This is a genomic window from Chitinophagaceae bacterium (assembly GCA_016713085.1).
Lineage (GTDB): Bacteria > Bacteroidota > Bacteroidia > Chitinophagales > Chitinophagaceae > Lacibacter.
In genome coordinates, this window is sequence record JADJPV010000001.1 from 1,196,496 (window position 1) to 1,210,907 (window position 14,412).

Sequence of the window (14,412 nt, forward strand, 5' to 3'; positions counted from 1 at the left end):
CCTGCGCCGGTTGGTTGAAGAGCCGTATTTTTGCCGCTTCAAAAGGAGGAAGTGTAAGTGCCTGATATCATTCAATTATTGCCCGATCATATTGCTAACCAGATTGCAGCTGGCGAGGTAATTCAGCGACCCGCCAGTGCGGTGAAAGAATTACTGGAAAATGCTGTGGATGCAGGTGCAACCGAAATTCAACTCATCATTAATGACGCAGGAAAACAACTGATCCAGGTGATTGATAATGGTGTGGGCATGAGTGAAACTGATGCAAGAATGGCATTTGAACGTCATGCCACTTCCAAGATCAGGGAAATTGATGATCTGTTCCGCATCAAAACCATGGGCTTTCGTGGTGAAGCACTGGCTTCCATTGCAGCTGTTGCACAGGTGGAGATCAAAACAAAAAAAAGCAACAGATACTACAGGCACTTTTATTGAAATTGAAAACAGTATTGTAATAAAACAGGAACCTGTTGCAACTGTCAATGGTACCAGCATTGCCATGAAGAATTTATTCTTCAACGTTCCTGCACGCAGAAATTTTCTGAAAAGCAATGCAGCCGAAATGCGGCATATAGTGGATGAGTTTATCCGTGTGAGCATGGCTTATCCGGAGATTTTCTTTTCACTCTCAGCCAACGGACAGGAATTATTTCATTTAGAAAAAGGAACACTCAAGCAGCGCATTGTTCAGTTGCTCGGCAATCAATACAATGCAAAATTAGTTTCAGTTGAAGAGCAGACTGATTACATGAACATCTTTGGTTTCATTGGTAAACCTGAAACAGCTAAGAAGACAAGAGGTGATCAGTACTTTTTTGTAAACAAACGTTTTATTAAAAGTGCTTATCTCAATCATGCAGTAGCAGGTGCTTTCCAGGAAATGATTACGACAGATAGTTTCCCCACTTATGTATTGTTCATTGATTTGGATCCTGCACAGGTGGATATCAACGTACATCCTACCAAGCAGGAAATAAAATTTGAAGACGAGAAGATCATCTATGCGTTTGTACAATCGGCAGTAAAACATGCATTGGCACAATTCAGTATAACGCCTACATTGGATTTTGATATTGATCCAACCATCCAGGGTTTGGATGCGGTGAGCAAGCCATTTACTGAACAGCAGAAATCACAGGTATCCTCCTCCTCTTTATATCAAACCTTCACGCAAAAACATGCTGCACATAAAATTGATCCGCAGCAGAAAAGTGAGTTGAAGCATTGGAACGAAAGAGTCGAAAGCCCTGAGTCGAAAGTCGTTAATCAGCAGTATGAAAGCCAGGGAATTCAATCATCTTTTGCCGGCAATCAAAGTCCACTCATTCCTGAACAGGATTTTACACAGCTGCACAATACCTACATTCTTGCATCTACTAATAAAGGCATGATGTTGATTCATCAGCAGAATGCACATGAACGTGTGTTGTATGAACGATATTTAACGGCTGTTGATGGAAAAGCTGTTGCTACACAAACAAGTTTATTCCCATCAACATTACAACTATCACCACAGGATTCTATTTTATTGCAGGATCTGCTCACAGATTTACATCAGCTCGGTTATCATATTGAACCTTTCGGAAAAGACACTTTTGTAATACAGGGAACTCCAGCTGATATTGAACAGGGGAATGAAAGCATGGCCATTGAATTATTACTTGAACAGTTTAAACATTATACAAGCGAACTCAAATTTTCCAAACGGGAAAAACTGATCCGTTCACTGGCAAGGCAGCACAGTATTAAACCCGGCCATTCACTTTCACAAAAAGAAATGAAACAGCTGGTGGAAGATTTATTTAACTGTTCAACACCTAATGCAACTTCCAATGGTGTTCCGGTTTATATGGAACTGAAAAAAGAAGAGCTGGAAAAAATGTTTGGTCGATAACCGTACAAAAAAAGGGCATCATTACGATGCCCTTCACTATAAACAAATATCCCGTCTTAATTTATTTTCTGAAACCGTCCGGTACAAACCCGGTTACCGATTTTTACTTCCAGTGTATAATAACCTGTTGGAAGTGTTCCTGTTGGTATAGCAAATGCATTGATACCGGCAGTTGCATTCAAATAAAACACTGCTTTTCTTACCCCGGTTATATCAATGATGGAAGCAATTACCACCTGCGGAGTTTCAACCTGTACTTTGAAATTAGCCGTTGTGGTTACAGGGTTTGGCATGATCTGCAACGTACATACAGAAGGAACCTGCTGAATACGGATTGCTTCACAGTATTCTTTTACACAACCATTCACGGTAATTGCACGCAAACATACTTTGTACCATCCTGTATCCTGAAATGTATAAGTTGGATCAACTGCATTGATAATTACAGGAACGGTGCTGTTGCTTTTATAAATTGTCCAGTACTGTGAAAGAATTGGCTGATTGCTGACAGCTTTAAATTTAATTACATTGCCCGCAGAGTTGAGACGCTGGTATTCATATTTTACAAAAGTCTGCTCACAACTCAATTGACCAACCACTATTTCTTTACAGGTTGTGAATGCACAATTATCACCACGGTATACAGTTAAGCAAACATTGTAACGGCCCGGGCGATCATATTTGTGTTTTGCATTGGGACCAATCGCTCCTGTACCATCACCAAAGGTCCAGGTATATTTTAATGTTGAGTTATTGAACTCTGCATTGAATACAAATGTGTTTGGTTCTGCACTGATCCGTTCAATCTTAAACAGGCTCAGCTGTTCGCAACCAACTGGTGCAGGAATAACCACTTCTTTACAAACTTCTTTTACGCAACCTGCGAAGAATTCAATCCTCATACAAACTTTGTAAGTACCAGGTTGCTGATACTGGTGGAATGGACTGTATTCAGTACTTGAAGTACCATCGCCAAAACTCCACTTAATACTTAAAGGCATTACAGTAAGTACAGAAGGTAATGGGCAGAATTTTACACCCCGCATTGGAAGAACACTGTCAAGTACCCATGTAAAGCCAGCTTCCATATCACAGCTTCTTACTACAACCTGCTTACAGATTTCTTTCACACAGTTTGGACTGAGTTCAACCCTGATACAAACATTGTAAACTCCTGCTTTTGTATAAGTATGTGTTGGATTCCAGTCGGCACTTGAAGTACCATCACCAAAACTCCATTTAATTTTCGCAGTGGCGCTTGTTACAGCAGTTTGATTGGTGAACTTTATTGTCAAAGGATTTGCCGCATCAGCTGTCCAGCTGAAGTAAGGTTGAAAATCACAGGCTGGCGGAACTGTAACAATGCTGCAGTATGTTTTTTCACAGTTGGCATTGGCATAACGTATGGTTAAACAAACATTATACTGGCCGGGTGCTGTATAAAGATGAACAGGATTTTTTTCAGAGGATGAAGTACCATCACCAAAACTCCATTTATAAAGAATTACAGTTGGAGGAGCATTGGGCTGAGAGTAATTCATGAAAATGATCTTTGCCGGATTTGAAGAATCTCTTCTCCATTCAAACTTCGGTTGAAGCAGATCACATGAAGCAGCAATGGTAATTTCCTTTACTGCTGAATCGTAACAGTTTCTTGCTGTATCCTTAATATAATGCACCACACGGTAAGTGCCCGGCAACTGATAGGTATGCACCGGGTTGGCTGCATCAGATAATGATCCATCACCAAAATGCCAGCTGTGGAATAAGGGGTAACTGGTTGTGTTGATGGAATAAAACTTAACTGTGCTCCCGTTAATCGTCAGCTGAAAATTTGCTTTACCGGCGCAGGGATCGTTTTGTGCTTTCGCTGCTGTTATGAATAAACAAAACAGAGCCATGAAAGAGTAAATAAACTTCTTCATAATAGAGTGGTTTAAAATCCGCCTGTGCGTAAAGCTTCGGCGGACAAGTTTGGATTATGTGTGCTGTCTTTTACGGATGAGATCCAGCAATCAGGATATTTTCAAAGGGTACTGTATATTAGTTCCCCCGGCAAAAAGAAATGCTGCCCGGCCTTTAAAATATTTTTTGAAAATCTTAGTTCTCTTTGCGAATTTTTTGCAGGAATTTTTCAACGGCCCTTCGAACAGCCGTGCCAGAAGTGTAGTGATTGTTCACCTGTACAGAAAAGATGAGCAGTTTGTTTTTTGAGGTGATAAGAAAACCGCTTAACGCTACATGTCCGCTTAAAGTGCCCGTTTTAGCGAAGATCAACCCGGTTTCATCTTTATAATAATTACGCAGGGTTCCTTCGTTACCGGTTGGCAGGAGCAGTTTCAACCGCTCTAACCCGAATTCATCTTTCATTTTACCCAGCAGCCATACAAAATCTTCGGGTGTAAATAAATTATACCGGCTTAAGCCACTCCCATCCACCCATTTGGGTTTTTGAGGAAACCCATTCAGATCAGTTTTAAGTAATGTGTCAATCAGCTTCTGTTCGTCCATATACCCCAACAAAATATTACTGACCATCATCAGTGTTTGTTCAGCAAAGAAATTATCGCTCCGGTGCATCAGCGGCCTGAACATGGAATCGCTGGGTTGCGAATGGATGATTTGGAAATTGGTCCATCGACTCCGCTCAGGATTTTTGGAGATTTGATAATTGAATTCAGTAATCTCCTTATGCAAAGTATCTTTCAGTAATTCAAGTGTTGCTTGAAGTCCATTGGTAACAAAAGGTACTTCCAGTTCCCGTTTCATTTCCTTTCCTTCGTGAATGGTATATACATTTTCTGTTCGTGGCCTGGTTACATCAAATGCTGCTGATTTCTTTGTTGAAAAGTTTGCATCCCAGTTAATTTCCGGATCGGTGAATACAGATAAGGAGGTATCATTCCCTGTTTCCTCTTTTTCAATACTGCGCTGCTGAATCCATTTAATAATATTTCCATATACCGGCACAGGGCTGCGTTCAACCATATACGAACCCAAATAATCATCCCAGGCCCAGCCATAACCTAACGCCTCAGCTTTCCAGTTACTGTTCGTGATGACCATTGTTTTATTCTGCTGTTTCAGAAAATCAATGACAGGGTTTTGTTTATAGTCAGGGTGCAGCAAAGTAGGATCTCCTGTTGGTTGCAGAAACAATGTATCTTTCTGTTCGGTATACTTTAATCCAATAAGGCTGTCGCCCAGATATTTCAAACCAGCATACAATGTTGGAAGCTTGATATTACTGGCCGGTACAAAATATTTATTACTGTTATGCTGATACAGGAACTGCTTCTTTTCAACATCATAAACAGCAACCCCCACAAATGCATTGTTGAATGCAGAATCATTCAGCAGGTTTTTCTTTAATTCTTTCGACAGCTTTTGCTGGGTGGAGCAGGAGGAAAGAAAGAGGAAAAAAGTAAGAAGTAAGAGGTAAGAAGTATAAAGGCCTCTGTGCAAAAAAGATTTGACAGCATAACCACCAGCCCTTAAAATTTTAATCTTAACCCCTGTACTTTTTTGTTCCATGCAATAAATATACAAGTTTCTTTCACTTCACTTTGCCATCCATTGCTAACTGCGTAATTTTAGATATGTACTGGCTGAAACGATTGAACTATTTTAAAGGCTTACTGGTTCCGCTCAGTTTATTTTTTATTCTTATCCTTATTGGTACTGCTGGTTATATGATCATTGAAGGGTATTCTTTTCTTGATGCCCTGTATATGACAGTAATAACAATCGGTACAGTTGGCTATATGGAAGTGGAGCCTTTATCAACTGCCGGAAGAGTATTTACCATTCTTATTATTATTGTTAATATCGGTGCCTTCACCTTCTTTGTTACTTTCCTTACCCGCTATTTACTCGACGGGGAATTTATTCGTCAATATAAACACTTGAAAATGGACAACGCCATTCACAATCTGAATAATCATGTCATTGTTTGCGGATTTGGCCGTAATGGAACTGAATGTGCACAGGTACTGCATGACAATCACATCCCTTTTGTGGTTCTTGAAGAAAAACATGATCTGCCGTTAACCCTTCCGTTTACTGTACACCATTTTGTTAAAGGAGATGCAACAAGAGATGAGGTATTGAAAGAAGCCGGTATTGAACGGGCACGGGCCATTATTGCCACCATGCCGGTTGATGCTGATAATTTATTTATGGTGTTAACGGCAAGACAGTTAAATCCAAACATCGTTATCATCAGCGGTGCATCACAGGACAGCAGTGTAAATAAACTACGTGTTGCAGGGGCCAACAATGTAATTATGCCCGATAAAATTGGAGGCGCCCACATGGCTACAATGGTATTGATCCCAGATGTAGCGGAACTTCTTTCACTCATGGGGACAAGAAATACAATAGAGTTTAAAGTGGAAGAAATTATTGCAAACAATGCTACTTCACTTGGAGACCTGGACCTCTGGAAAAATTGCGGATGCACCTTACTGGGCATTAAAAATAAAAACAACTATACACTCAATCCGCAACCTGATTATTTTATTAATGAAGGTGAGCGCCTGATCATCATGGGCAGTGAATACCAGATCAGGAAAGCAAAAGAACTGGTTTAATTTTGAAAAGAATTCATATATAATTTGTTCATGACGTTTAAAGAAAAAATATTTCAGCAGTATGTTCTGCATGTGCATGATAAAATAATCCTGTTGCAAAAAACGTTGCATGATCTCACTGACAGTGCAGCTGATGAAACAAAAAGTACAGCAGGCGATAAACATGAAACGGCTTTAGCCATGCTCCAAATTGAACAGGAAAACAGCAGCAGGCAACTTAGTGAAGCTTTGAAACAAAAAGCAGTGCTGGAAAAAATTGACTCTTCACTTCATCCGGAACAGGTTGTTAGTGGAAGCCTGGTAAAAACGAACAAAGGATATTTTTTTATCTGTCTTGGTCTTGGAAAAATAACAGTGGATGAACAGTTAATCATTGCATTATCACCTGAATCTCCATTGGGCAAACAATTGATGCATGTAAAGCAGGGCGATTCAATTGAATTTAACGGAACCGGTTATATTATTGAAGAAGTAGTATAAAAGTTAAATACAGTTCGAAAATTAATTACTCTGTAATTCTTAACCCGTAGTTTGAATTTTTTTCATCAATCACATAGGTACTCGTCCATTTGTCGTGCCAGGGAAAGCTTGGTGTACCTAAAGCTGAGAATGCTTCAAAAGGAACCATTCGACTTAATCCACGCATCAAAGCTGTTTGTATGGTTATGGGCGTTCCGTCCTGATTTACTGCTCTTGTTCCGGTAATTAATTTACCTAATGATTTCCCCCTGAACAATGCTTCACAGGCAAACATGAAGAATCCGTACAGTATCATAGTTATCAATCTGTCAATAATATTAAAGCCGATACTGCTGTCATCAATCCACGAAAAAGCTTCCGGGTATGAAGACGCAAGAGCATAAGTACCGCCAACTACAATCAAAATAAATAATACCCTATCAATAAGGAAATTTACAAAACGCTTGTCCGTGCTTGCCTGTACGAGTTGATATTGCATATCAGTCAGTAAGTCGGAGCCTGAGTGTTGTTGATTACTTTCCATTTTTATAGTTTCCGGATGATTAATCTCTTTCCTGTGCCCTCAACCAGCGTTCAGGTATTTCACTGTGGATGGCCAGCTGGTAATCTGTTCCGCTGCAGGCAATAAATTTCTGGTTGGGTAACTGCATCCACCATCTTCCTGTTTTTTTACTTTGCAGAAAAACCGTATCTGTTTCAGAAATGGTTGTATGATATTCTGTAAACTGGTGCCTGTCTTTAATAGCCGCTTCCGTTTTTGATTTGCTTTTGCCATCAATAAAATACCAGATCATCTGTGCAGCCTGTATGGCAGTCAGTTCATACAGGTCATTCTTTGCATTGTACCCGTAAATACCAAGGGTACTTAAATTTTCACTCAACCCGGCAAAACGTGTAAGCGTACACATATCTTCACCGCTTAAACCATTCGGAGTTGTTCTGTTGGCAGGAGCATAAGCATGTGCCATTGCTGCCATATCAATACTGAGCATATTCGAACTGCGGATTACCGGTTCCATTTCTTCCAGTGCATCTTTTACCACACCTACACGGAAACAATCGAAACGTAGCCGATCCATTGTCTGCAGAATATTGGGATGTACAAAATAACTCTGGAAACCGATATGATTATAATGACGGATAAAATTCGGTTCACCCGTGAGCATTTCCATTAAGAAATTTTCACTTCTTAATCTTGTTTCCATATTCAGGTTTATAAATGCATCTACACAACTTGCTTCAATGATCTGCTCCTGCTGAACATAAGCCCCATACTGTGCAAGGGTTAAATCATGACTGCCTCCTAAAATAACCACTGTTTTTTTTGCAGCAATCATTTCAGCTATCACCGCTTTGGCGGCTGCATAAGTATCGTTTAAAGAAGCACCTGAATTAATATTTCCTATATCAGCAATCTGCACATCGGGATGCCAGTTGTACAGCCGGTAGATATTTTTACGGATGAGGTCGGGAGCTGCTCCATTCGAAACACCATTACCCGTTCCCCGTTCTTCGGTAATTCCCAAAAAAACAATATCAGCCAGTTCAAGATCAGGAAAGGAAGAGGCATAACTTTTTATATGAGATCCCAGTTGTGCATTATTCAACTCATCATCGCCCAGAATAACGGGTAAATCAAGAGGTTGCAGAAAGTCTTTAATCAGCATTGAATCATTCATGTAGTTCCGTTTCGGTGGCAAACATAATAAAAGATGGCCGATGATAGTTGACTGATGGCCGTATTAGTTTCTTTCTGCCATCGGCCATCGGTATACTGCCATCAGGGCGAACCCTTATCTTTGCGGCATGGAACAGGTGTTACAACAGATTGAGACTTTACGCAAAGAAATTGAGACTTTGCAGATTGACAGCGCCAAAGCTTTGGAAGAATACCGTATTAAATTTCTTGGTACCAAAGGACTGGTAAAATCGCTCATGGGCGAAATGAAAAATGTTGCCAATGAACAGAGGAAAGCCTTTGGTCAGATCATGAACGAATTCAAGCAATTTGCTGAAGGCAAATATGAAGAATGGAAAGCCTTAACCGGTAACGGAGAAGCTGCAGCTGAAAATAATATTGATCTCACTCTGCCCGGTGATGCATTGCCTGTTGGCAGCCGTCATCCTATCAGCTTAATGCGTAACCGTATAGTAAACATCTTTCAGCGTTTAGGCTTTGCCGTAGCCGAAGGACCGGAAATCGATGACGACTTTCATAATTTCACCGCATTAAATCTTCCTGAAAATCATCCTGCCCGTGATATGCAGGACACCTTTTATATCAGCACCGATCCTGCATGGCTCCTGCGCACACATACAAGTAATGTGCAGATCCATGAAATGAAAAAAGGGAAGCTGCCTATCCGTATTATAACTCCCGGTCGTGTATACCGCAACGAAACCATCTCTGCAAGAAGTCATTGCTTCTTTCACCAGGTGGAAGGTTTGTATGTAGATGAAAAAGTAAGCTTTGCCGATCTCAAACAAACACTGTATTTCTTTGTACAGGAAATGTTTGGCAAAGATGTGAAGGTTCGTTTCCGTCCTTCTTATTTCCCCTTCACCGAACCAAGTGCTGAAATGGACATCAGCTGTTTACTCTGCAATGGCGAAGGCTGTAATGTTTGCAAAAAAACAGGTTGGTTAGAAATCTTAGGTTGCGGAATGGTGCATCCCAAAGTGTTGGAGAACTGCGGCATCGACAGCAATAAATATTCAGGCTTTGCATTTGGTATGGGCATTGAACGTCCTGCATTGCTGAAGTACGGCATTAAAGACATTCGACTGTTCAGTGAAAATGATGTGCGGTTTTTGAAACAGTTTACGGGGGCGGTGTAACAGTTTGTAGTTTTTAGTTTGTGGTTATCAGCTGTTGTACTGCTATTAAACTTTTGTTGCGTCGCACTCTTGTACGTTCATTAATTCTGATTCATCAATTGTCTGAACCTTGATTTGGATCGATTAATAAGATTAACAGAACTCAGCTACTATCCTGATTAAAGTTCAACTGTTCCTGCTTCTTTATACTCCTTGTTTTACTAATTAAAGATTCAGACATCATCCCATAAATCCTGTTAATCCTAAAAATCATGGTTCAGACTTTATGCGTTTGCGGTGCAGGAACAATGGGCAGCGGTATTGCACAGGCCGCAGCACAAAGCGGTATCTATACCATTCTCTTTGATCTGAACACAGATGTGTTACAGAAAGCTGAAGTATCCATTAAGCAGACTCTAGATAGCCTTGTTCAGAAACAAAAAATAACGGAGGAGCAACGGAGGAACATCAACGGAAATCTGCAATACATCAACGACATCAACAATTGTATTGCTGATGTAATCATTGAAGCCATCATTGAAAAACTGGAAGCAAAGATTGCCCTCTTTAATCAACTGGCAGAGATCAATCACAGTGAAACAATCTTTGCCAGTAATACATCTTCCCTTTCTATTTCTCAGTTGCAGCAAAAAATTGTGCAGCCTCAACGGGTAGCAGGAATGCATTTCTTTAACCCGGCAACAATCATGAAATTAGTGGAAGTGGTAAAAGGTGATCAAACAAATGATGCAGTAATTGCAGCGTTGGTTGAATTAGCCAGGCAAATGAATAAAGTGCCGGTTGTATGTAAAGATGCTCCGGGATTTATTGTTAACCGTGTTGCTCGACCTTATTATATTGAATCACTGAAACTGGTTGAAGATGCTGTTGCCGATTATGCAACTATTGATGCACTCATGGAAGCAAGTGGTTTTAAAATGGGCCCGTTTAAACTCATGGATCTCATTGGCAATGACATTAACTATGCTGTAAGCTGCAGTGTATATGAGCAGCTTGGCAAACCCGAACGGTTAAAACCATCACCTATTCAAAAAGAAAAGGTAGAACAAGGTGAATTGGGAAGAAAAACCAAAAAGGGCTACTACAGTTATACTGAATAATTGATAATTGATAGTCATGCCACATCCCTAATTTTACATTTCTATTTTTTAAACTATCCATTACAACATGATTTTCGTTACCGGCGGCGCAGGATTGGTAGGCTCGGCTTTGCTGAAACAACTGCTTCAGTTGCATGAAGTGCCGGTTAAAGCATTGTACCGTACTTCTATGCCTTTGTTGCTGACGGAAGAAGAAAAAAGAAAGATTCAATGGATCAAAGGTGATGTACTGGACACTTCTTTACTGGATGACATCATGAAAGATTGCCGCCAGGTATATCATTGTGCTGCTGTTGTTTCTTATCACTCCAGCCGGAGAGAACAGATGTATAAGATCAATATTGAAGGAACAGCCAATATGGTCAACATTGCGCTGGAAAATAAAATTGAAAAGTTTGTGCATGTAAGTTCAGTTGCTGCTATCGGCCGCAAACGACAGGGCGAACAGTTAACTGAAAAAACAGAATGGACAGAAGAGACCAACAATTCTCACTATGGTAAATCAAAATATCTTTCTGAACTCGAAGTATGGCGTGCCATCAGCGAAGGATTAAATGCAGTGATTGTAAATCCATCCGTTATACTTGGTGAATCGAACTGGGAAAACGGCTCGGTTGCAATCTTTAAAAAAATGTGGGAAGGATTTCCCTGGTACACAACAGGCGGAACAGGTTTTGTTGATGCAAAAGATGTAGCCGATGCAATGATACAGTTAATGCATAGTGATATTACTGCTGAACGTTTTTTGCTGAGTAATGAACATCTTACCTTTCAGCAACTCTTTACAAAAATCGCCAACAGTTTTGGCAAACAACCGCCACAACGTTTTGCAAAACCCTGGATGGGTGAACTTGTGTGGCGAATGGAAGCAGTGAAAGCAATGTTCAGCAGTAAAGAACCACTTCTTACAAAAGAAACAGCCAATACTGCACAGGCAACTACTTTCTTCGACAGCAGTAAAATAAAAAATGCATTGCCCGGTTTCGAGTTTACACCTGTTGATGAAAGTATTGAACGTACATGTAACTGGCTGGTTGATCAGTACAGGTTAAAGAAATAAGATGGAATTTTACCATCTTCTCATGTATTCTTTCGCTATCTCTTCTTAAAGAAGAGCCAATCTCCCCCGTTTATTTCCTCTGGCCTGAAAATTGTTTATTTTAGCTTTCAGAACAATATCGAATGAAAACAATCTATTCCCTTCTCTTTTTATTTATTTCCTTTTCGGCTTCAGCACAATCTTATTTTTATATCAAAGGAAAAGTAATTGACGACAGTACCAAGCTTCCACTGGAAGGAGCATCTGTACTTTGCCAGAACACAACTAAAGGAACCATTACCAATAAGGATGGCGAGTTTAAGATGGAGTTACCGGCTGGCGGACATAACCTGGTGATATCATATACCGGTTTTGAAAGTGAAAGTATCCGCATCAGTTCCTCACAGGATAACAGTAATGAACTGAATATAGCGCTGAAGAAAAAAGAAAAGAAAATGGAAGAAGTGGTGATACAGGCCACTACCGAAGTAAAAGATGGCTGGACCAAATACGGCAAACAGTTCACTGATTATTTTATCGGCACTTCTCCCTTTGCCAAACAATGCACTATTGAAAACCCGGAAGGATTAAAGTTTTATTTTTCAAAAAAGAAGAATCGTCTTAAAATAAAAGCAGAACAGCCGGTAGTTATTATGAACTATGCGCTGGGTTATAAAATTCAATACCAGCTCGATTCCTTTATTTATGATTATACAACTAAGTTCAGCGCTTATGTAGGTGTTGCATTTTATACCGAACTGGATTCAACTGCAGAACAAAAAACAACCTGGTTACAGAACAGGGAGAAAGCGTACTATGGTTCTCGTCTGCATTTTATGCGTTGCTATTACGACAGTACGCTGAAAGAAAATGGATTTGCATTGGAAGAAATTTATACCGACAGTACAACCGGCAAAATGAAAATAAGCTCGCTTGAAAATCCATATGATTCTGCTGTGTATGCACTGGTCGACAGTGTAGATAAAGAGATCAGCCTGTTTGGGAAATACCGTGTGGCGTATGTGCTTGAACCCATGGAAAAAGAATACCTGATTGCCAATAAATATCCCGTCACCGCTAAGGAACAATTATCAACCCTTGAGTTTTTAAATGGATTTGTGATTACAGAGAATGGTTTCTTTTATAACCAGACAGAAGTAATCAACAGCGGTTACTGGGCCTGGAAAAATTTAGCTGATCAGTTGCCTTATGATTACTGGCCTGCAGAAAAACCTGAGTTTCCCTGATTATAAATTTTTGAGTTTCTCCCACATTTCAGGAATACGTTTTACCCAAACCAATTCCTTTTTTTTCTGCAGAGCATCTTCAACAGGTGTTCCAAAATAAGTTCTGTTCCCTTCAATCGAATCAGGTACGCCGCTTTGTGCAAACACCACTGCATTTTCTCCGATGGTTAAGGTTTTACTTACACCTACCTGACCCCATAATACAACACCATCTTTAATATTAACTGCACCCGCTACTCCAACCTGAGCAGCAAACAAACAGTTTTTCCCAATAATACTGTCGTGCCCGATATGAACCTGGTTGTCAAATTTAGTACCACGGCCAATCACTGTATCATGACTCACTCCTCTATCAATAGTGCATGCAGCACCAATTTCCACATCATCTTCAATCACCACTCTTCCGCAGCTTTCCATTTTTTTATACCATACCTCACGGTTCTTTTTGGTATTGTAATAAAATGCATCACTGCCGATTACTGTACCTGATTGAATGATTACATTATTTCCAATAACCGTATAATCATTGATGGAAACATTGGGGTAAATGATACAATTCTTTCCGATGCTAACATGATGTCCTACAAATGCACCGGGCATAAGAACTGTTCCTTCACCAATGGTTGCTGATTCACTGATGAGTTGATGAGATACCGTAAACGGCCTGAAATGCCTGACAATTTTTACATACGCTTCAAATGGATCAGCACAAATGAGCAATGCCTTTCCCTCCGGCACATCTGCTTCTTTATTAATAATAATAAAGGATGCTGCTGAATTAATACACTTATCATAATATTTCGGGTGATCAACAAACACAAGATCACCCGCTTCCACTTTATGTATTTCATTGATCCCGGTTGCCTGTCCGTTTACATTTCCTGTAACTCTCGCATCGATTAATTCTGCTATCCATTGTACCGCTACCGGTGAAGGAAACTTCATATACTGATTTTTCCCAAAGGTAATATGCTTTCACATTGATAGAGGACTTCGTTTCATTTTAACCGTTTTCCCTGTTTTAAGCGGGAAACAGCCATTCAGGGATAAATTTTGCAAAATTATTTATCCCCCTTTTTTTGCTGATAAATGCGCTGAAAAAAGTTGATTGAGTTTTTCTGTTTACATAAATTATTCATCTGAATGTATCTGTTCTTTTTATTTCTATATAAATTCAATCCGCTGAAACTATTGACTGGTAAAGATTTCAAAAGAAACAATT

The 14,412-nt window shown here is 39.9% G+C and carries 11 protein-coding genes and 1 pseudogene; 7 read left to right on the forward strand and 5 right to left on the reverse strand.

The window, feature by feature from the left end:
• Positions 1 to 57 precede the first annotated feature (57 nt).
• A pseudogene (gene mutL / locus IPK31_05710) lies at positions 58 to 1,894 on the forward strand (DNA mismatch repair endonuclease MutL).
• 56 nt (positions 1,895 to 1,950) lie between these two features.
• Here the strand turns inward: mutL and IPK31_05715 are convergent.
• The gene (locus IPK31_05715) at positions 1,951 to 3,819 is read right to left on the reverse strand and encodes a PKD domain-containing protein (protein MBK8087466.1); all 1,869 of its coding nucleotides are present in this window, start codon (positions 3,817 to 3,819) and stop codon (positions 1,951 to 1,953) included.
• A 175-nt stretch (positions 3,820 to 3,994) separates the two neighbouring features.
• Positions 3,995 to 5,359, reverse strand: coding sequence for a D-alanyl-D-alanine carboxypeptidase (locus IPK31_05720; protein ID MBK8087467.1), 1,365 nt, complete (start codon positions 5,357 to 5,359; stop codon positions 3,995 to 3,997).
• Between the two features lie 134 nt (positions 5,360 to 5,493).
• Between IPK31_05720 and IPK31_05725 the strand changes: the two genes are divergently transcribed.
• Together IPK31_05725 and IPK31_05730 are read left to right on the forward strand one after the other, a co-directional pair.
• The gene (locus IPK31_05725) at positions 5,494 to 6,486 is read left to right on the forward strand and encodes an NAD-binding protein (protein ID MBK8087468.1); all 993 of its coding nucleotides are present in this window, start codon (positions 5,494 to 5,496) and stop codon (positions 6,484 to 6,486) included.
• A gap of 30 nt (positions 6,487 to 6,516) precedes the next feature.
• Positions 6,517 to 6,966 (forward strand): hypothetical protein, encoded by a 450-nt coding sequence (locus IPK31_05730; GenBank protein ID MBK8087469.1) that lies wholly within the window; start codon positions 6,517 to 6,519, stop codon positions 6,964 to 6,966.
• A gap of 25 nt (positions 6,967 to 6,991) precedes the next feature.
• Here the strand turns inward: IPK31_05730 and IPK31_05735 are convergent, their stop codons facing one another.
• Both IPK31_05735 and IPK31_05740 read right to left on the reverse strand, forming a co-directional pair.
• Positions 6,992 to 7,489, reverse strand: coding sequence for an RDD family protein (locus IPK31_05735; GenBank protein ID MBK8087470.1), 498 nt, complete (start codon positions 7,487 to 7,489; stop codon positions 6,992 to 6,994).
• A gap of 19 nt (positions 7,490 to 7,508) precedes the next feature.
• Complete coding sequence (locus tag IPK31_05740; protein MBK8087471.1) at positions 7,509 to 8,645, reverse strand: arginase family protein; 1,137 nt, start codon at positions 8,643 to 8,645, stop codon at positions 7,509 to 7,511.
• A 127-nt stretch (positions 8,646 to 8,772) separates the two neighbouring features.
• On the opposite strand from IPK31_05740, the gene pheS reads away from it, so the two are divergent.
• The 4 genes from pheS to IPK31_05760 all read left to right on the forward strand — a co-directional run bounded on the left by pheS (position 8,773) and on the right by IPK31_05760 (position 13,190).
• A complete protein-coding gene (gene pheS / locus IPK31_05745; GenBank protein ID MBK8087472.1) occupies positions 8,773 to 9,804 on the forward strand; it encodes a phenylalanine--tRNA ligase subunit alpha in 1,032 nt (343 codons plus the stop codon).
• Positions 9,805 to 10,055: 251 nt separating this feature from the next.
• Positions 10,056 to 10,904, forward strand: a complete 849-nt coding sequence (locus tag IPK31_05750; GenBank protein ID MBK8087473.1) for a 3-hydroxybutyryl-CoA dehydrogenase — start codon at positions 10,056 to 10,058, stop codon at positions 10,902 to 10,904.
• Between the two features lie 67 nt (positions 10,905 to 10,971).
• On the forward strand, positions 10,972 to 11,964 hold the full coding sequence (locus IPK31_05755; GenBank protein MBK8087474.1) for an NAD-dependent epimerase/dehydratase family protein: 993 nt from the start codon (positions 10,972 to 10,974) through the stop codon (positions 11,962 to 11,964).
• A gap of 122 nt (positions 11,965 to 12,086) precedes the next feature.
• The gene (locus IPK31_05760) at positions 12,087 to 13,190 is read left to right on the forward strand and encodes a carboxypeptidase-like regulatory domain-containing protein (GenBank protein ID MBK8087475.1); all 1,104 of its coding nucleotides are present in this window, start codon (positions 12,087 to 12,089) and stop codon (positions 13,188 to 13,190) included.
• Here IPK31_05760 and IPK31_05765 read toward each other — a convergent pair whose 3' ends face one another.
• Positions 13,191 to 14,135 (reverse strand): UDP-3-O-(3-hydroxymyristoyl)glucosamine N-acyltransferase, encoded by a 945-nt coding sequence (locus IPK31_05765; GenBank protein ID MBK8087476.1) that lies wholly within the window; start codon positions 14,133 to 14,135, stop codon positions 13,191 to 13,193. It abuts the gene before it with no gap.
• Positions 14,136 to 14,412: the final 277 nt, after the last annotated feature.